The organism is Pseudonocardia spirodelae (assembly GCF_037727765.1).
Lineage (GTDB): Bacteria > Actinomycetota > Actinomycetes > Mycobacteriales > Pseudonocardiaceae > Pseudonocardia > Pseudonocardia spirodelae.
Genome location: NZ_JBBJUP010000016.1, coordinates 1 through 18,294, shown reverse-complemented (window position 1 = coordinate 18,294; position 18,294 = coordinate 1). Strand labels below are relative to the sequence as shown.

Sequence of the window (18,294 nt, the reverse complement as noted above, 5' to 3'; positions counted from 1 at the left end):
GCGGCCCTCCTCAGATCGGGCGCTTGCGGGTGCCGCCGAACGAGCGGGAGCCCTGGCCGGGCGAGACCTTCCGGATCGCCGACGGCGGCGGGGCGACCCCGCCGGGCAGGCCGCCGTAGATGCCGCCGTGCCGGCCCGCCTGGTCCTTCGCGGCGCGCTTGGCCCGGCCGTCGACGTCGCCGTCGTCCGGGTCGTCGTCGCGGGCGGTGGGCCGGGGGGCGGGCTCGTCGTGCGAGTGGTCTCCGTCGTGCCCGTGCCCGTGCCCGTGCCCGTGCCCGTGCCCGTGGCCGTGCTCCTCGACGACGGCGTTCGGGTCGACGAGGTTCGGGATCGCGTCGAGGGCCTTCTTGACGTCCTTGTCGTACTTGACGACGACCGAGACGGTGTCGGACAGGATCTGCGAGTTCAGCTCGTCGACCCCGAGCACGGCGAGCGTGCGCGCCCAGTCGATGGTCTCCGAGATCGACGGCGACTTGCGCAGCTCCAGCTCGCGCAGCCCGCGCACGACGTTCACCAGCTCCTCGGCCAGCTGGTCGGACAGCCCGGTCTTCTTCGACCGCACGATCTCGAGCTCGCGCTGGGCCGAGGGGTAGTCGAGGAACAGGTGCAGGCAGCGGCGCTTCAGGGCGGCCGCGAGGTCACGCGTGTTGTTCGAGGTCAGCAGCACGTACGGACGCTGCGTCGCGGTGAAGGTGCCGATCTCGGGGACCGAGATCTGGAACTCGCCGAGGGTCTCCAGCAGCACGGCCTCGAGCGCCTCGTCGGCGCGGTCGACCTCGTCGATCAGCAGCACGACGGGCTGCTCGGAGCGGATGGCCTCCAGCAGCGGGCGCGGCGCGAGGAAGCGCTCGGAGAAGAACACGCTCTCCTGGGACCCGATGCGGTCGACGGCGGCCGCCAGGTCGGGCGCGTCCTCGACGAGCTGCCCGATCTTCTCGCGCAGGATCTGGGTGTACATGAGCTGCTTGCCGTAGTCCCACTCGTACAGGGCCTTGGTCTCGTCCTGGCCCTCGTAGCACTGCAGGCGCAGCAGCCGGCGCCCGGTGGCGACGGCGAGCATCTTGGCCAGCTCGGTCTTGCCGACGCCGGCGGGCCCCTCCAGCAGCAGCGGCTTGTCCAGCCGGGTGAGGAGGAAGACGGTCGTCGCGAGGCGGGTGTCGGCGATGTAGCCCTGCTCGCGCAGGACCTCGATCACCTCGTCGACGGACTCGAACGGACCGCGGTCGGCGACGGCGTCCGCCGCCTCGGTGGGGGTGGGGACGACAGCCTCGGACACGCGTGGATCTCCTTCGCGGACGGCACCGGCTCTGGTGCGTCAGGGGGGCGCGCAGCCAGCGGGCCCACCTGCCCCGAGTATCCCCCGGGGCAGGTGGGCCCGCTGGTGCGAACTGGGCGGACTGGCCGGACGATCAGGTCAGCAGGTCGTCCAGGTCGCCGTTGATGGAGTGCTCGACGACCGGGCGGACGGTCTCGAAGGTGCACTCCTTCGGGTTGCCCGGAGTGCAGGCGTCACCCAGGACGTGGTTGGTGATCCGGTCGACGTCCGCCGCGTCACCGACGATGGTCGGCGCGTTCTCGTAGAACTTGGTCGGGCCGACGCCGAGGCGGTTCTTCGAGTAGGTGTCCTGCTTGACGTCGGCGAACTTCTCCGGGATGCCCACGTCGCGCAGCAGCCGGATGGAGGCGGCCAGCGCGGCGTCGGCGGCCTGCGGCTTGGTCATGCCGCGGGTGTCGACACCCATCGCCTCGGCGATGTCGGCGAAGCGCTCGTAGCAGACCGGCATGTTGAACGCCCACACGCGCGGGAGCGCGATGGCGTTGTTCAGGCCGTGGTGGGTGTCGTAGAACGCCGACACCGCGTGGCTGATCGAGTGGATGATGCCGAGGCCACCGGAGTTGAACGCCTGGGCGGCGATGTACTGCGCGTACATCATGCCCTCGCGGCCGGCGAGGTCCTGGCCGTTCCACACCGCGGCGCGCAGGTTCTGCGCGGTCAGCTTGATCGCGTGCAGCGCGTTGCCCAGCGACGGCTGGAAGTTCAGCCGCGAGGTGTAGGGCTCCGAGGCGTGCGCGAGCACGTCGAACCCGCACTGCGCGGTGTAGTCGATCGGGCAGTCGTAGTAGAGAACCGGGTCGTCGATCGCCAGCGTGGTGACCGACGCGTCGTCGAACGCCACGTACTTGTGCGGGTTGTCCGGGTCGGTCGTGGTGTCGGTGATGACGTAGGCCCACGAGGTCTCCGAGCCGGTGCCGGCCGTGGTGGAGACCGCGATGTGCGGCGGGTTGGCCGGGTTCTCCGACTTGTTGAAGCCCTCGAACTCGTTGACGTTGCGGCCGTCGTGGGCGACGGAGACGCGGGCGCCCTTGCAGGCGTCGTGCGAGGAGCCGCCGCCGATGGAGACGAACGAGTCGCAGTTGTTCTGCTGGTAGAGGCCCACAGCGTCCATGACGTTGTAGTCCTTGGGGTTCGACTCGACCTTGTCGTACACGACGACCTCGAGGCCGTGGTACTTCATCGACTCGACGATCTTGTTGACGATGTCGGTGCCGCGCAGACCCGAGGTCATGACCAGGGTCTTCTTGAAGCCCAGCTTGAGGGCCTCCGGGCCGATGAGCTCGTGCGACCCCGGACCCATGAGCGCACGGGGGAACGGGTGGAACTCCTTGATGGGGAACGGCTTGAGCAGCTCGTCTACCTGCATGTCAGCCCTTTCTGAGGCAGGCGGATGGGTCGAGACCGCACGCTATGACCCCTGTGGCCGTGGGCACAGGGGTGATCGCCATTACCCGTCGGGAGACCGGGCAGGAGACCCCTCCGATCGGAGGGGGACAGGGATAGGTCGCCCTCGACCCCGGGCGGGGAGGGCGGCGTTGTTGCCACAATATTGCAACAGGGCGCGATCGGCAACGGTCCGAGACGGACCGGGCCCCGGATGGTGGTGCTCGCCGACCTCGGCCGGGCGTGGCGCGCGGGCCGTGCCCGGGCGTCCACGACGTCCCTCCGCCCGAGGCCGGTGAGCTCGGGCCGCCCGGTGTGCCGGTCCGCCTGCCGGCTCCGGTTCCAGCGGCCGGCCCAGCTCGGGGAACCACCGGAACGCCTCCGGCCTGCGCTCCCAGTCGCACCCGGCGCACTCGGCCCCGCCGTGCGGGTGGTCGTCCATGGTGCCTCCAGGTAGTTGTTGCCATCACAGTGCAGCAGAGGGTGCGAGGGTGTCGCACCCTCCGGTCGGACGGGCAGGGTGGGGGTGTGGACGACGGGGACCGCGACGACGACGTGACCGGCCTGCTGGACGCGCACCTGGCCGACCCGCACGCGGGCTGGAGCATGGGCGCCCCCGGAGCGATCGCCGAGTTCGTGCGGACGCCCGGCGAACCCGCCCGCACCGGCCCGGACACGGTCGTCACCGGTCGTGGCGGCATCCGGGTCGCCCCGCACCCGGCGCTGCGCCCGGTCGCCCACCGCACCCCGGTCGGCCCGCACGAGCACTGGAACCACGCCGTCGCGCTCTGCCTGCCCGCGGCGGCGGCCCGCGGGCCGGGCCGCACCGTGGTCACCGTGCTCGGGCCGGACCGCGACGCGCTGCGCCCCGCCGACCGCGGCGCCGTGCTCGTCGACCTGGGGCTCGGCCTCCCGACCGTCGACGCGTGCGTCCGCACCGCCGACCCGGACCTGCGCGCGCTGCTGGAGGGCGCCGCGGGCGGCCCGCTGGACGGCGCACTCACCGCCGCGCTGGTCGCCGCCGGCCCACACCGGGTGTTCACCACCGCGCTCGGGCGGGTCGAGGTGTACGCCGCCATCCCGCCGCCGGACGGCCGCTCCCCGGACGGGCCGCACACCCACCTGTTGCCGCACGTGCTGCGCGAGGGCCGCACGCACGCCGCGACCGTGCCCGTCCCGGCCGGGTACCTGCCCTGCGCGCACCTCTATCCGGCGCACCCGCTGACCGACCTGACCGGGCGGCCGATCCCGTTCGACCCGGTCCGCGCGGCCGCGTTCGACCGGCTGCTGGACCGGTTCGGCGACCCCGGGCAGCGGGAGGTCACGACGAGGGTGGTCCGCGCCGTGGCGGCGGGGGAGCCGCCCGGCCCGCGTCCGGCGACGGCGCCCGGCCGGGCCGCGCAGGCCGTCGCGCTGCGGGTGCTCGCGGTCGCCGGGGGCGCCGACCCCGCGGTGCTCGACGCCTGGCGCGGCCGCACCGGTGAGCGCGACCTGCTCGATCCCGACGGCGACCGCAACGGCGGCTGACGGGCGGACCGGCGCGGGCCGGCCCGCCCGCGTCGCTCAGTCCCAGTCGAGCGAGCCACCGGTGCGGTACTCGGTCACCCGCGTCTCGAAGAAGTTCTTCTCCTTGCGCAGGTCCATGGCCTCGCTCATCCACGGGAACGGGTTCTCCGGCTCCCCGAACAGCGGGGCGAGCCCGATCTGCTCGGCCCGCCGGTCGGTGATGAACCGCAGGTAGCGCTCACAGGACTCGGCGGTCAGCCCGAGCATCCCGCGCGGCATGGTGTCGCGGGCGTAGGCGACCTCCAGCTCGCACGCCTCGTGCAGCATCGACCGGATCTCTGCGGCGAACCCCGCCGTCCACAGGTGCGGGTTCTCGATCTTGATCTGGTTGATGCAGTCGATGCCGAAGTTCAGGTGGATCGACTCGTCACGCAGGATGTACTGGTACTGCTCGGCGATGCCCACCATCTTGTTGCGCCGGCCGAGCGAGAGGATCTGCGCGAACCCGGTGTAGAACCACATGCCCTCGAACACCACGTAGAACGCGACGAGGTCACGCAGGAACGCGCGGTCGTTCTCCGGGGTGCCGGTCCGGAAGTCCGGGTCGGACAGGGCCCGGGTGTGGCGCAGCGCCCAGGCGTCCTTCTCGGTGATCGACGGGACGGTGCGGTACGCGTTGAACAGCTCGCCCTCGTCGAGCCCGAGCGATTCGCACACGTACTGGAACGTGTGGGTGTGCACGGCCTCCTCGAACGACTGCCGCAGCAGGTACTGGCGGCACTCGGGGTTGGTGAGGTGGCGGTACACCGCGAGCACGATGTTGTTCGCGACCAGCGACTCCGCGGTGGCGAAGAACCCGAGGTTGCGGGTGAGCATGAGGCGCTCGTCGTCGGTGAGCCCGCCGGGGGAGCGCCACAGCGCGATGTCGGCCTGCATGGAGACCTCGGTCGGCATCCAGTGGTTGGCGCAGCCGGCCAGGTACTTGTCCCAGGCCCAGGTGTACTTCAGCGGCAGGAGTTGGTTGACGTCGGCGCGCGCATTGATCATCCGCTTGTCGTCGGCGTCGATCGGGGCGGCGCCGCGGGCGATCTCGCCCAGGCCGGTCGGGACGGTGGGTGCGGTGCTCACTGGCAGGCCTCGCAGTCGGGGTCGTCGACCGAGCAGGCGCGGCCCGGGTCGAGGTCGGGAGCGGTGGCGGGCACGGCGGTGGCGGGCACCGCCGCCGCGGGCGACGCGGCGGGGGTGGCCACCGGGGTGCCCGGCACGCCGGTCAGCCGGCCGTCGGTGCCGGTGAGGGTGGACTTCTCCACCGACGTCGCCGCGCGGGTGCGCAGGTAGTAGGTGGTCTTGAGCCCGGAGCGCCAGGCGAGGCGGTAGAGCTCGTCGAGCGCCCGGCCGCTGGGGGCGGCGAGGTAGAGGTTCAGCGACTGCGCCTGGTCCAGCCACTTCTGCCGGCGCGCCGCGGCGGCGATCAGCCGGCGCGGCTCGATCTCGAACGCCGTCGCGTAGAGCTCCTTCAGGTCGGCGGGGACCCGGTCGATCTCGGCCAGCGACCCGTCGAAGTACTTGAGGTCGGCGACCATCACCTCGTCCCACAGCCCGCGGTCCTTGAGGTCGCGCACCAGGTGCGGGTTGATCACCGTGAAGTCGCCGGACATGTTGGACTTCACGTAGAGGTTGAGGTGGATCGGCTCGATCGACTGCCCGACCCCGCAGATGTTCGAGATCGTCGCGGTGGGGGCGATCGCGAGGACGTTGGAGTTGCGCATCCCCTGGGCGACGACCTTCTCCCGCAGCGACGCCCAGTCCAGCGTGGACGACCGGTCGACGTCGAGCTCGCCGTCGCCGCGGGCCGCGGCCAGCAGCTCGACCGAGTCCAGCGGCAGGATCCCGCGGCTCCACAGCGACCCGTCGAAGCTGGCGTAGCGGCCGCGCTCGACCGCCAGGTCCGACGACGCGGTGATCGCGTGGAAGCTCAGGAGCTCGGCGGAGCGGTCGGCGAACTCCACCGCCGCGTCACTGGCGGGAGCGATGCGCTGGGTGAACAGCGCGTCGGAGAAGCCCATCATGCCCAGCCCGACCGGACGGTGCCGCAGGTTGGAGCGGCGGGCCTCTCCGATCGTGTAGAAGTTGATGTCCACGACGTTGTCGAGCATCCGCACCGCGGTGGTCACCGTGCGGCGCAGCTTGTCGGCATCGAGCCCGTCCGCGGTGACGTGCGCGGCGAGGTTCACCGAGCCCAGGTTGCAGACCGCGACCTCGCCCTCGTGCCCGGCACGGGTGTTGAGGGTGATCTCGGTGCACAGGTTCGACGAGTGCACCACGCCCGCGTGCTGCTGCGGGCTGCGCAGGTTGCACGGGTCCTTGAACGTGATCCACGGGTGCCCGGTCTCGAACAGCATGGTCAGCATCCGCCGCCACAGCTCGACCGCGCGCACCGTGCGGTGCACCCGGATCTCCCCGCGCGCCGCGGCCGCCTCGTAGGCGCGGTAGCGCTGCGCGAACGCGGTGCCGTAGAGGTCGTGCAGGTCGGGGACCTCGTCCGGGGAGAACAGGGTCCATTCGCCGTCGGCCTGCACGCGGCGCAGGAACTCGTCGGGCACCCAGTTCGCGGTGTTCATGTCGTGGGTGCGGCGGCGGTCGTCGCCGGTGTTCTTGCGCAGGTCGAGGAACTCCTCGATGTCGACGTGCCAGGTCTCCAGATAGGCGCACGCGGCGCCCTTGCGCTTGCCGCCCTGGTTCACCGCGACGGCGGTGTCCCCGGCGATCTTGAGGAACGGCACCACGCCCTGGGAGACGCCGTTCGTGCCGCGGATGTGCGCGCCGAGGCCGCGGACCGGGGTCCAGTCGTTGCCCAGCCCGCCGGAGTACTTCGCCAGCAGCGCGTTGTCGCGGTAGCCGCTGAAGATCGACTCCAGGTCGTCGTCGACGGTGGTGAGGAAGCACGACGACAGCTGCGGGCGGGTGGTGCCGGAGTTGAACAGCGTCGGGGTCGAGGCCATGAAGTCGAAGCTCGACAGCAGCTCGTAGAACTCGACCGCCCGCGCCTCGCGGTCGACCTCGCGGACCGCCAGCCCCATCGCGACCCGCAGGAAGAACGCCTGCGGCAGCTCGAAGCGCACGCCGCGCTCGTGCAGGAGATAGCGGTCGTAGAGGGTCTGCAGGCCGAGGAACCCGATCTGCAGGTCGTGCTCGGGGCGGATCGCGGCGGTGACCCGCTCCAGGTCGAAGGTCGCCAGCTCGGGATCGACCAGGCCGACCGCGATCGCGTGCCGCAGGTAGTCGCGGAAGTAGGAGGCGTAGGCCGCGCCCATCTCCGCGTGGTCCGGGGTGGACGGTGTGCCGGCCAGGTGCGACACGGCCTCGGCGCGCAGCCGGTCCAGCAGCAGCCGCGAGGCCACCAGCGAGTACGCGGGCTCGCGCTCGACCAGGGTGCGGGCGGCCAGGACGAGGGCCTGGGCCAGCTCGTCGGCGGTGATGCCGTCGTAGACGGTGCGGTCCAGCTCGGCGAGCACGGGCCCCGGGGCCACGTCCTCCACGCCGGCGCAGGCCTCGTCGAGCACCGCGGCGACACGGGCCCGGTCCAGCGGGGCGCGGCTGCCGTCGGCCCCGGTGACGTGCACGACCGCGACGGGCGGCTCGAGGGGCGCGCGGGCTGCGGCGTGCTCCTCCCGGTAGAGGACGTAGGAGCGGGCGACCTGGTGGTGGCCGCCGCGCATCAGGGCGAGCTCGACCTGGTCCTGGATCTGCTCGACGTGCACCGCGTGCGACGGATGCCGGGTCAGTGCGCCGACGACCTGGTCGGTCAGCCCGGCGACGAGGTGGTGCAGCCGCGACGACGACGCGCCGGCGTCCCCCTCGACCGCCAGGAAGGCCTTGGTCATCGCCACCGAGATCGTGGTGGCGTCGAAACCGGTCTCCGACCCGTCGCGCCGGATGACGCGCAGGGCCGGGGGTGCTGGTGCAGCGGTGGAAGCCGTCACGGGCTCTCTCCTCGCGAGTCGCCGTCGTCCCCGGGAGCGGGGCGGTGCGAGGAGACGGCAGGGCGCCCACGACGCGACGACCCACCGCACCCTGGCGCCCTCCCGCGGGGCCCCGGAGCAGCGCGCGCCGGTCGGCGCACGCACCGGCGGCAGGTCTTCGGACTCACGGGCGCACTGCACAGACCTACTGGCCGTCGCTTCCCGGGATCACTCCCAGTGCTCGTTGACGGCGGTCGTTCCCGTTCACCGCTGCGGGGCAGTCCCGGACTCGCACCGGGTTCCCTCTTGCCTCACCGGCCCGTGCGGGCCGGTGAACCACCAGCGCCCCGGACACTACATCTGGGGTTCGACGTGCGGCGAGCCCCCTATCGGTTCCGGTTCCGCGTGCCGCGTCACGCACCGTGAATGCCGCCGGTCGCGTGCGGTGCCGGTCGCGTCCCGCTGACGATCAGCCGGCCGTGCGGCCCTCCTCGGAGGCGCGCGGACCGGGGGCGAACACGAGGGCGTCGAGGACGCGCGGCCGCGGCGCGGCGCCCGGCCCGCCCGCGCGGACCCACGCGGCGACGGCGTCGGCCGCCGTCGCGTCGAGTACGGCGCGCAGCCACACCGGCCGGGCCCCGGCGCGGCGGGCCGCCGGTGCCGGGGCGACGACCACGACGTCGGAGTCCGCGCACGGGCCCAGGCACTCGCTCGTCCGGAGCCGCGCGTGCCCCGCGACGCCGTCGGTCAGCCGGTCGAGCAGGGCGTCGTGGTGGGCGCGGTCCAGGCCCGGGTGCGTGCGGCCGGAGCCGCAGCAGCAGCCCCGGCAGACGGTCACGGCGGGGAGTGCGGACATGGCCCGACCCTACGTGATGTCTGAAGAACTGTTCAGATGATAGCGATGACGACGAGATACTCGGCTTCGAGGCGGACCGGGGCGTCCGACGGCCCGGCCAGCGCCTCGACATCGGCGAACATCGCGTCCGCCCGGTCTCCGAGCCCGGCTGCGGTGGCCGCGTGCGCGGGCGAGTGGTCGCGGAAGAAGCGGGTCATCCGCGCCGGGGAGTCGAAGTGCCACGGCAGGGTCCGGTGCTCGATGCGGACGTCGGCGAACCCGGCCAGGCGCTCGCGCACGATTCCCGGCTCGCCCCAGTCCAGCGGGTCCGCGGTCCCCTCCGGCGTCCCGGTGTGGGCGCGCATCGCGAGCGTCATCCGGCCCATGAACCCGTGCGGGGTCCAGGCGGTGAACCCGAACCGGCCACCCGGGGCCAGCACCCGGCGGACCTCGGCGACGACGGCGTCCGGGCGCGGCGCGAAGATCGCCCCGAAGCTCGACAGCACCACGTCGAACGACGCGGGCGGCAGCGGCAGCGCGCCCGCGTCGGCCTCCAGCCAGCAGATCCCCGACCCGCGGGTGGCGGTGCGCCCGAGCTCCACCATGCGCGGCGCGAGGTCGGTCGCGAGCACGGCGGCCCCGCGGGCGTGCGCCGCCGTGGCCGCGGTCCCGGTCCCGGCCGCGACGTCGAGCACCTGGTCACCGGGGCCGGCCCCGACGGCGTCGACGACCGCGACGGCGGCGGGCGCGAGCCGCTCCGCCAGGGCCGGGTAGTCCGCGGCCGCCCACAGGCGCCGCATGGTCTCGAGGTACGCGTCGCTCACGACGGCCACGCTAGCGACAATCGTGGTCGTCAAGAAGGGGGTTGGGGAACGCGCCGGTCCGGGGTACCCCCGCGGCGACACGCAGCAGAACCGGTACGAGAGGGAGAACCATGAGCCACCACGTCCTGGACGCCGCCGGCGTCACCACCCCGGCCGCCGTCGTCGAGAAGCTGCACGACGCCGCCCGCGCGAGCACCGCCTGCGCGTCGGCGATGGTCGCCTCCGGCGGGATGGAGACCGAGGTCCTGCTGGCCCTCGACGCCGCCGACCTCTGCACCGCCGCCGCGGCCGTGCTCGGCCGTCGTACCGGGGACGAGGCCGTCGGCGCGGCGGCCGCGTCGGCCGCCGCGCTGGCCTGCGAGGCCTCCGCCGCGGCCTGCGGCGCGCACGCCGACCACCACGAGCACTGCCGGCTGCACGCGGAGACCACCCGCGAGACCGCGGCGCTGCTGCGCGAGCACACCGGGGCCTGAGCCGCACGGCCGGGCACGTCGCGCCGGCCGGTCAGCCCATCCGCATCCGGTGGAACCGGGCCCAGGTCCCGGTGTCCGGCCGGGCCGGCTCGACGCCGGACAGGTCGGCCGAGACGCCGACGTGCTCGTCGCCCGAGGACCAGACGGTCGAGCGGTCGCGCAGCAGCACCAGCGCGCGGTGCAGCGCCTCGGTGCGGCGTGCCTCGTCGGGCACGCGGGACGCGGTGGCGAGCAGGGCCCGCACGTCGGACCGGCCGGCGTCGGCCGACGGGACGGTGTCCCCGGTCGTGCCGGCGGTGGTGTCGGCGGTGGTGTCGGCGGTGGTGTCGGCGCTGCCCGGGGCCGGGCCCGCGGCCGCGCGCAGGTGGAGCGGGACCGGGGTCGCGGCGGCGCGGCGGAACCGGATGCCCGGGGTCGGCCCGGCATCGGGCGGGTCGGGCTCGCGCGGGACGCACCGCAGCCCGGCCGCGGCGAGCTGCTCGGCCACCAGGTCCGCGGCGGGGCGCGACATCGGGTCGAACGGGTCGAACAGCAACGGCACCCGCAGCCCCGACGCCCCGGCCGCGACGACGAGCTCCCGCGCCCCGGCCACGTCCCGGGCCACCGGGGCCCGTCCCGCCGGGTGCCCGGCCAGGCCCGGCCCGAACAGGTCGTCGCCCGGCTCGGCCAGGTCGAGCAGGACCTCGTGGACGAGCTCGGTGCGGTCGATCCCCAGCCGGACGGCCTCGGTCAGGCGGGGGTCCCCGAACGGTCCGGCCTCCTCACCGGTGCCGGCCGCGGGGGCCGGGCCGACGTCGAGGAAGCGGGTCGCGGAGCCGGGCGCCGACACCACGGTGGTACCGGTGCGGCCCAGCAGCCGTCGCGCGCTGTGCGGGAACAGGTCGTGCGCCCAGTGCACGAGGCCGTCCACCAGGGCCTGATAGCGGTTCTCCTCGTCGTCGTCGACCACGAACTCCACCGCGGGCGACGGCGGGCGTCCGAGCCAGTGTCCGTCGTGCCGGTAGAGGGCGTCCTGCGCACCGGGCAGGAAGCGGAACGCGCCGGTGCCGACCGGGCGGTCCCCGCGCCCCTCGCGGACGACGCCGGTGCCCGGCGCGCCCAGGACCAGCGGGAACAGGAAGTCCGGGGTGTACAGGACGAGCTCCAGCGCGGTCGCCGAGACCGCCCGGCTCGCCGCGGTGTCGAGGTTGGTGAGCAGCGGGCCCGCGCTCGCCCCGGTCGCCGGGTCCGCGACCCGGCGCAGCGACGCCAGCGCGTCCGCCGCGGTGATCGGCCGCCCGTCGTGCGCGAGGGCGTCGCGGAGCCGGACCCGCCAGCGCGTCCCCGTCCGGTCCGGCCCGACCGACGCGGCCAGGTGCGGCCGGGCCGTCATGTCCTGGTCCCACACCAGCAGCGTGTCCGCGACGGCGGCCGCCCGCGCCCGGTCCACCGGCCGCCACACGCGGTGCGGGTCGGGCGCGCCCAGCGGGCCCGTCCCGGCGAACGAGGCCACCAGCCGCGGGGCCGCCGCGTCGGCGGGCGCCCCGCACGCCGCGAGCGCCGGGATCCCCGCCAGCGCCGCGGACGCACCGGCGGCCCGCAGGAACGAACGACGGCTCAGCTGCACACCACCAGGGTGCCGGGTGCGGTCGCGGCTAGGGTGGCCGGGATGGATCTCCTCGCGATCTCCGGCAGCCCGTCGGTGCCGTCCAAGACCGCCCTGCTCCTGGAGATCGCGGTCGCCCGCGCCGCGGAGCACGACGGCGTCGACGCCGCGCTGCTCTCCCTGCGCGAGCACGGCCTCGTGTTCTCCGACGGCCGCGACCCCGCGGACTACACCGGCGACACCCGCACGGTCATCGACCGGGTCGTCGCCGCGGACGCGCTGCTCGTCGGCACCCCGATGTACCGCGGCGGCTACACCGGACGGCTGAAGAACCTGTTCGACGTGCTCCCCAACGACGCGCTGGCGGGCAAGCCGGTCGGGCTCGTCGCGACCGGGGGCACCGACCACCACTTCCTCGCCGTCGAGCACGAGCTCAAGCCGCTCGTCGGGTTCTTCCGGGCCTGGGCGGTCCCCGGCGCGGTGTACGCGAACAACACCCACTTCGACGGCGGCGCGCTCGTCGACGACGGCGTCCGCGACCGGCTCGCCGCGCTGGCCGACGCCGTCGTCACGTTCGCACGGCGGATGCCCCGCGACGCCGCGGGCGCGGCCGCCCCGGACATCCCGCGCCGCTCGCTGCGCGAGAGCTGAGCACCGCTCAGGACAGGGCGTGCCCCAGCTCGCCCGCCCCGGCGAGCAGCTCGTCGGCGTCGCGGGCGACCAGCACGTGGTCGAGGACCTCCTCGTACTCGCCCATGGCGCAGGACGCCTGGTCCCAGTAGCGGCGCTGCTCCGGGGTGATCCACCCGACCCGGTACGCGCGGCGGGCGAGGCGGCGCAGCTCGTCGGTCCCGGGCGGGAGGCCGTTGGACCGGCCGTCCCCGACGAACAGGACGGCGGTCCGGGAGTCGACGGCGTCGGCGAAGTCCTCGTTCAGGGTCCGGAGCACACGCCCGTAGTCGCTGGTGGCGTCCAGGTCGATGCCGGGCGCCGCGAGCACGGCGGCCAGCGCGTGGTCGTCGTGCGCGGCCAGCAGCAGGTCGGTGACCTCGACCGGGGTGTCGACGTAGGCCAGCACCCGGCAGCGGAACGCCTGCCGGTGCAGGGTGCGGGCGAGCCGGAGCACGAACGCGGTGATCGACCGCACCGACAGCGACACGTCCGCGACGACCAGCAGCCGCACCCGGTCGGGGACCTTCGCGCGGTGGTGCAGGTGGAACGGGACACCGTCGCTGCGCATGCTGCGCCGGACCGTGTGCCGCACGTCGAGCGGACCGTGCGCGTGCTCGCGGGGCACCCGGCGCGGCGCGCCGCGCATCCGGTGCAGCAGCTCGTGGCAGGCCTGCGCCATGTCCGCGGAGTCCAGCGTGTTCCCGCCGGCCCCGGTCTCCGGGGGCTCGACCCCGGTGGCTTCGACCCGCTCGGCCAGCTGGGCGACGAAGTCGGTGATCGCGTCGACGAGCCGATCGAGCTGGATCTCCGAGAGGTCCTCGCCGTCGGGGCCGTCGGCGTAGACGGCGTGCGGGTCGTACTCCGCGAGCCAGGCCAGGATCGCCTCCGGGTCGTCGAAGGCGATCTCGCCCGACGCCTGCGTGGTGGCCCCCGAGGTGAGCTCGCGACCGACCGCGGCCCCGGCGCGTTCGAGGTCGACGGTGTAGGTCGTGCCGCGCCGGCCCCGGTCCTCGCCCGAGGAGACCGACAGGTCCTTGTCCGAGCCGCCCAGCGAGGCGTCGTCGTCGTCGCGGTGGGGGTTGAACCCCTTCTCCTGCTCCGGCGCGTCGAGCAGGTCGCCCACCTCGGCGGCGTTCGGGTCGTAGCCGGCGTAGCGGCCCAGCGGGTCGTCGTCCTCGGTGAGGTCCAGGTCCCCGGGCAGGCCGTCGCCGCCGGGCTCGCGCAGGCCGGGCCCGGAGCCGCCGGCCGCGCCGGGACCGTCGCCGGCGACGAGGCCGAAGAACGCGTCGAAGGCCCGCTCGAACCCGGGCCGCTCGTGGGCGTACTTCACCGTCACGGCGCGCAGCCCGGCGCGCAGCCGCCCGGTGTCCGCCGCGCCGAGCAGTGCCAGCACCCGGCGGACCTCGATCGCCTCGGCGGGGGACACCGCCACCCGCTGCGACCGCAGCACCCGGGTGAACGCGGCGGCCAGCACCGACAGCAGCCGCGTGCCGGGGTCGCCGGACGCGGACGCGGTCATCGCCGCATCCGCCGGGCCCGGTCGGCCTCGGCGCGCGTCGCACCGGAGCTCGCCCGGCCCTTCCCGAAGGCGCCGGAGGTGGTGTCGGCGGGCCGGGAGGACCGGCGGACCCAGCCCTCGTCGGTCGCGACGTCCACCTCGTCCTCCGGCTCGCCCTCGTCGAGACGGCGCACGGCGAGCTCGCGGTCGGAGCCGTACTTGAGCAGCGCGGACAGCAGCGCCGAGCGCACCTTGTCGACCTCGCCGGTCGTGGCGAGCCCGAGCACGGCGGCGGCGCGGGCGGCGTCGATGACCTCCGAGATCGACGGGGACTTGCGCAGCGGGAACCCCCGGAGCCTGCGGGCCAGCTCCACGACGTCGGCGACGACGTCGGCGGCCACCTCGGGCGCCCGCCGGGACACGATCTCGGTCTCGCGCTCGGGTGTCGGGAAGTCGACCTGGTAGTGCAGGCAGCGTCGCTTGAGGGCGGGGGAGAGCTCCCGGGTGTCGTTGGAGGTCAGTACCACCCACGGGGTGGATCGCGCGGTGAAGGTGCCGATCTCCGGCACGGTGACCTGCCGCTCGGCCAGCACCTCGAGCAGCAGGGCCTCCATCGACTCCTCGGTGCGGTCGACCTCGTCGACGAGCAGCACCACCGGGTCGTCGGACAGGACCGCCTCGAGCAGCGGGCGGGCGGAGAGGAAGTACTCGGTGTAGAGGCCGGTGTCCTGCTCCTGGAGCCGCGCGGTGGCCTCGGCCATCGTCGTGGTCCCCGCCAGCAGCTCCCCGATCCGGTCGCGGAGCATCTGGACGTGCATCAGCTGCTTGCCGTAGTCCCACTCGTAGAGGGCGCGGCCGTCGTCGAGGCCCTCGTAGCACTGGAGCCGGACCAGCCGGCGCCCGCTCGCCGCGGCCAGGGACTTCGCCAGCTCGGTCTTACCGACGCCGGCGGGGCCCTCCAGCAGCAGCGGACGCTCGAGTGCCGTCGCGAGGTGCACCACCACGGCGAACTCGGGGTCGATGACGTAGTCCTGACCGGACAGCGCCTCGGAGAGCGCATCCGCGCTCTCGAAGGCCGTGGCGCCGGCCGCCGCGCCGCCGGATGATGCCTTGCCGAACTCCGTGCTGCCGAACTCCGTGCTGTCGGACACCGTTCTCCTCGACTGCTGAGCCGCACGCAGCCGTGCGGCGGACGGACGGCCGCCGCCGCGCCCGGGGGCTGATCCGGGCGCGGCGGCGGGTGGGCGGTGCGTCCTAGTAGGACTTGCTGAACGCGTGGTCCACCATCGGGACCAGCGCCTCGACCGTGCACTCGCGGGGGTTGCCCGGGGTGCAGTAGTCGCCCATCATGTGCTCCGCGATCCGGTGGACGGTGTCGCCGTCGGTGGGGATCGTGTCGCCGACACCGGAGTACTTGCCGGTGTTCATCCGGTTCTTGTCGTAGCTGTCGGACCGCAGCGCGCCGAAGTTGTCCGGGATCCCGACGTCCTTGGACAGCCGGATGGCCTCCTCGACCGCGGCGTCCGCGGCCTGCACGGTCGTCATGTTGCGGGTGTCCACACCGAGCGCGGTGGCGATCTTCGCGTAGCGCTCGTAGCGCGACGGCAGGTTGTACTCCCACACGCGGGGCAGGGCGATGGCGTTGTTCAGGCCGTGGTGGGTGTCGAAGAACGCCGAGACCGCGTGCGACGCGGAGTGCACCAGGCCGAGGCCGCCGGAGTTGAACGCCTGGGCGGCGATGTACTGCGCGTGCATCATCTTCGACCGCGCCTCGAGGTTGCGCGGCTCGTACACCGCCTCGCGCAGGTAGCGCCCGACGAGCTCGATCGAGTAGATCGCGTTGCCCAGCGAGGGCTCGAAGTCCAGCCGCGAGACGTAGGGCTCGGACCCGTGGGCGAGGACGTCGAACCCGCAGAAGGCGGTGAAGTGCTGCGGGCAGCTGTAGTAGAGCAGCGGGTCGTCCAGTGCCAGGGTGGCGACCACGGCGTCGTCGAACCCGACCCACTTCTTCGGGTTGTCCATGTCGCTGGTGTTGGTGATGACGTACGCCCACGAGGTCTCGGACCCGGTGCCGGCGGTGGTGGAGACCGCGATGTGCTTCGGGTTCTCCATGTTCGTGGACTTCGAGAAGCCCTCGAACTCGTTGATGTTGCGGCCGTCGTGGGCGATGACGACGCGGGCGCCCTTGGCGGCGTCGTGCGAGGAGCCGCCGCCGATCGAGATGATGCCGTCGCACTTCTCGCTCGTGTAGAGCGCGGCGGCGTCCATGCAGTTGTAGTCCTTGGGGTTGGACTCGACCTGGTCGTAGACGACCACGTCGACGCCCTGGTACTCGACCTTGCCCTTGAGCTCCTCCACGATCCCGGAGCCGCGCAGGCCCGAGGTGACGAACAGGGCGCGGGTCATCCCCATGTTCTTCGCCTCGACGCCGAGGATGTCGTGGGCGCCGACCCCCAGCAGGGCTCGGGGGAACGGGTGGAACTCCTTGATCGGGAAGTCCCAGATCTGGTTGAGCTCGATGGCCATGACTCTCCTCGACGGCTTCGTCGGCGTTGGACGAGCACAACCATGGTTGTTGCGATCTAGTGGCAACAGCTACAGATGGGTACCTGACCCACCCTCCGGTGGGAGGGTGAGGTGTCCCCTCCGGACGGAGGGGGCGGCGTCGGTGGGGTCAGGGCCGGCGGATCGCCTCGTACTGCCTCCCGACCAGGGAGAACCCGGCGCGCAGGTACCACTCGCGGGGCCAGTCGTCGGCGTCGGCGCCGAGCGCGACGAGGTCGCAGCCGTACTCGGCGGCCAGCTCGCGGCAGCGCGCCAGCAGGGCGCGGCCGTGCCCCCGTCCGCGGTGGGCGGGGGCGGTGGTGAGGCCGTCCACCCACGCCGTCGCCCCGTCGCGCTCCAGGGTCCCGGTGGCGACGGCGACGCCGTCGTCGAGCACGGCGACGTGGTGCATCGCGACCGCGCGGGCGGTCCCGGCGTCGCGGTCGACGAGCTGGGCGAGCTGCCCGTCGGGCAGGTCCGGCAGCGCCGTGCGCCAGTCCGCGAGCCGGAACTCCCGGACGACGTCGGCGTCCACCTCGACCGCGCGGGCCGCGGCGCCGGTCGCGTCCCGCCCGGCGGGGCCGGCGAGCACGTCGAGCGCGGAGACCGCCCAGCCCGCCGCGGTCAGGCCGGTGGCGAGCTCGCGCGCGCCGGGCCCGTCGAGGAACGCCGTCGCGGCCCGCCCGTGCGCGACCAGCGCCCGGTCCGCCTCCCGGGCGAGGACGACGGCGTCGGTCAGGTGCGGGCGGTCGATCTGCAGCCGGTTGTGCATCCGCGACACCGGCCACTCGTCGGTCCGGATGGCGACGCCGCCGGTGACCGGCTCCTCGGCGTCGGCGGCGCGGCGCAGCATCGACGCCTCGAACGCCGACGCGCGGAAGGCCGCGGTCGGCTCCGGGACGGCGGGCGCGGTGAAGCCGTCCGGGCCGGGCCGGTAGGCGACGACGGCGAGCACCGCACCGAGCGGCACCGGCCCGTAGGCGTGCGGGAAGCGCATCGACTCCGGGTCGCCGGGCACGCCCGGCTCCCACCGGACCCGCACCCCGGCCGCGTCGAGCCGGGCCGGGTCGAGCACCAGCAGGACCAGGTCGGTCCGCCCGGCGAACAGCCGCTCGGCGGGCAGCGCGACCTGCTCCGGGGTGGACAGGTGCACGAACCCGGCCTCGTCGAGCGACGGCGGCGCGACGGCCCCGGCGTCGAGCCAGGACCGCCACTCGCCGGGGGTGCACAGGTGCAGCAGGACCGTCGCGACCGTCATGGCGGACAGCGTGCCCTCCCGTCCGAACGGACGGGCGCGGGCGTCGGGTATTGATTTCCGGCACCGGGTGCCAATAGCGTCCGATCCGCTGCCACCGCCGGCCGGCGGGGCGGCTCACCACCTCTCTCGCCGAGAGTCGGATCCAGCGGAGGTAGCCCATGAGTGAGCACCCGAACGAGGACGCCCTGACCGAGGAGACCCTCGTCGAGGAGGTCTCCATCGACGGCATGTGCGGTGTCTACTAAGCCCCTCGACACCACGGCGCCGTACCGCCTCAGCGAGAGCGTCTCGCTGCGCCCGGAGCCCTTCGGCGCCCTGGTGTACGACTTCGTGACCCGCAAGCTCTCGTTCCTCAAGACGCCCCAGCTGGTCTCGGTCGTGCGCGACCTGGAGAACCAGCCGGACGCGCGCTCGGCCG

The 18,294-nt window shown here is 73.8% G+C and carries 16 protein-coding genes and 1 riboswitch; of the genes, 5 read left to right on the top strand and 11 right to left on the bottom strand.

Going from position 1 to position 18,294, the window contains the following annotated elements:
* Window positions 1–10: 10 nt before the first annotated feature.
* Window positions 11–1,276 (bottom strand): AAA family ATPase, encoded by a 1,266-nt coding sequence (locus WJX68_RS18760; RefSeq protein ID WP_340292766.1) that lies wholly within the window; start codon window positions 1,274–1,276, stop codon window positions 11–13.
* 133 nt (window positions 1,277–1,409) lie between these two features.
* Window positions 1,410–2,702 carry an NDMA-dependent methanol dehydrogenase gene (gene mdo / locus WJX68_RS18755; protein WP_340292764.1) on the bottom strand — a complete coding sequence of 431 codons (1,293 nt, stop codon included), beginning with the start codon at window positions 2,700–2,702 and terminating at the stop codon, window positions 1,410–1,412.
* A 545-nt stretch (window positions 2,703–3,247) separates the two neighbouring features.
* On the opposite strand from mdo (WJX68_RS18755), the gene WJX68_RS18750 reads away from it, so the two are divergent.
* A complete protein-coding gene (locus WJX68_RS18750; protein WP_340292762.1) occupies window positions 3,248–4,246 on the top strand; it encodes a DUF6925 family protein in 999 nt (332 codons plus the stop codon).
* A gap of 36 nt (window positions 4,247–4,282) precedes the next feature.
* Here WJX68_RS18750 and WJX68_RS18745 read toward each other — a convergent pair whose 3' ends face one another.
* The 4 genes from WJX68_RS18745 to WJX68_RS18730 all read right to left on the bottom strand — a co-directional run bounded on the left by WJX68_RS18745 (window position 4,283) and on the right by WJX68_RS18730 (window position 9,846).
* Window positions 4,283–5,353 (bottom strand): ribonucleotide-diphosphate reductase subunit beta, encoded by a 1,071-nt coding sequence (locus WJX68_RS18745; RefSeq protein ID WP_340292760.1) that lies wholly within the window; start codon window positions 5,351–5,353, stop codon window positions 4,283–4,285.
* Window positions 5,350–8,208, bottom strand: a complete 2,859-nt coding sequence (locus WJX68_RS18740; protein ID WP_340292758.1) for a ribonucleoside-diphosphate reductase subunit alpha — start codon at window positions 8,206–8,208, stop codon at window positions 5,350–5,352. The genes WJX68_RS18745 and WJX68_RS18740 overlap by 4 nt, the downstream gene beginning before the upstream one ends.
* Window positions 8,209–8,339: 131 nt before the next feature.
* Window positions 8,340–8,543, bottom strand: a riboswitch (cobalamin riboswitch).
* Window positions 8,544–8,656: 113 nt separating this feature from the next.
* Window positions 8,657–9,043: a hypothetical protein gene (locus WJX68_RS18735; RefSeq protein ID WP_340292756.1), complete on the bottom strand. Its 387-nt coding sequence runs from the start codon at window positions 9,041–9,043 to the stop codon at window positions 8,657–8,659.
* A 32-nt stretch (window positions 9,044–9,075) separates the two neighbouring features.
* A complete protein-coding gene (locus WJX68_RS18730; RefSeq protein WP_340292754.1) occupies window positions 9,076–9,846 on the bottom strand; it encodes a class I SAM-dependent methyltransferase in 771 nt (256 codons plus the stop codon).
* Between the two features lie 110 nt (window positions 9,847–9,956).
* Here WJX68_RS18730 and WJX68_RS18725 point away from each other — a divergent pair, with 110 nt between their 5' ends.
* On the top strand, window positions 9,957–10,319 hold the full coding sequence (locus tag WJX68_RS18725) for a four-helix bundle copper-binding protein (protein ID WP_340292752.1): 363 nt from the start codon (window positions 9,957–9,959) through the stop codon (window positions 10,317–10,319).
* Between the two features lie 31 nt (window positions 10,320–10,350).
* Here WJX68_RS18725 and WJX68_RS18720 read toward each other — a convergent pair whose 3' ends face one another.
* Entirely contained in the window at window positions 10,351–11,925 is a 1,575-nt protein-coding gene (locus WJX68_RS18720) for an ABC transporter substrate-binding protein (protein ID WP_340292751.1), read from the bottom strand.
* A gap of 42 nt (window positions 11,926–11,967) precedes the next feature.
* Here WJX68_RS18720 and WJX68_RS18715 point away from each other — a divergent pair, with 42 nt between their 5' ends.
* Window positions 11,968–12,555, top strand: a complete 588-nt coding sequence (locus WJX68_RS18715; protein ID WP_340292749.1) for an NADPH-dependent FMN reductase — start codon at window positions 11,968–11,970, stop codon at window positions 12,553–12,555.
* A 7-nt stretch (window positions 12,556–12,562) separates the two neighbouring features.
* On the opposite strand, the gene madC is transcribed toward WJX68_RS18715, so the two are convergent.
* The 4 genes from madC to WJX68_RS18695 form a co-directional block, all read right to left on the bottom strand.
* On the bottom strand, window positions 12,563–14,095 hold the full coding sequence (madC, locus tag WJX68_RS18710; protein WP_340292748.1) for a MadC family VWA domain-containing protein: 1,533 nt from the start codon (window positions 14,093–14,095) through the stop codon (window positions 12,563–12,565).
* Window positions 14,092–15,225, bottom strand: coding sequence for a MadB family AAA-type ATPase (locus WJX68_RS18705; RefSeq protein ID WP_340292747.1), 1,134 nt, complete (start codon window positions 15,223–15,225; stop codon window positions 14,092–14,094). The genes madC and WJX68_RS18705 overlap by 4 nt, the downstream gene beginning before the upstream one ends.
* Before the next feature lie 103 nt (window positions 15,226–15,328).
* Entirely contained in the window at window positions 15,329–16,600 is a 1,272-nt protein-coding gene (mdo, locus tag WJX68_RS18700) for an NDMA-dependent methanol dehydrogenase (protein ID WP_178375866.1), read from the bottom strand.
* A gap of 148 nt (window positions 16,601–16,748) precedes the next feature.
* Window positions 16,749–17,876, bottom strand: a complete 1,128-nt coding sequence (locus WJX68_RS18695; RefSeq protein ID WP_340292745.1) for a GNAT family N-acetyltransferase — start codon at window positions 17,874–17,876, stop codon at window positions 16,749–16,751.
* Window positions 17,877–18,034: 158 nt separating this feature from the next.
* On the opposite strand from WJX68_RS18695, the gene mftA reads away from it, so the two are divergent.
* Entirely contained in the window at window positions 18,035–18,121 is an 87-nt protein-coding gene (gene mftA / locus WJX68_RS18690; protein ID WP_340292972.1) for a mycofactocin precursor MftA, read from the top strand.
* A partial coding sequence (gene mftB / locus WJX68_RS18685) for a mycofactocin biosynthesis chaperone MftB (protein WP_340292743.1) occupies window positions 18,111–18,294 on the top strand: 184 nt, incomplete at its 3' end. The genes mftA and mftB, both read left to right, overlap by 11 nt.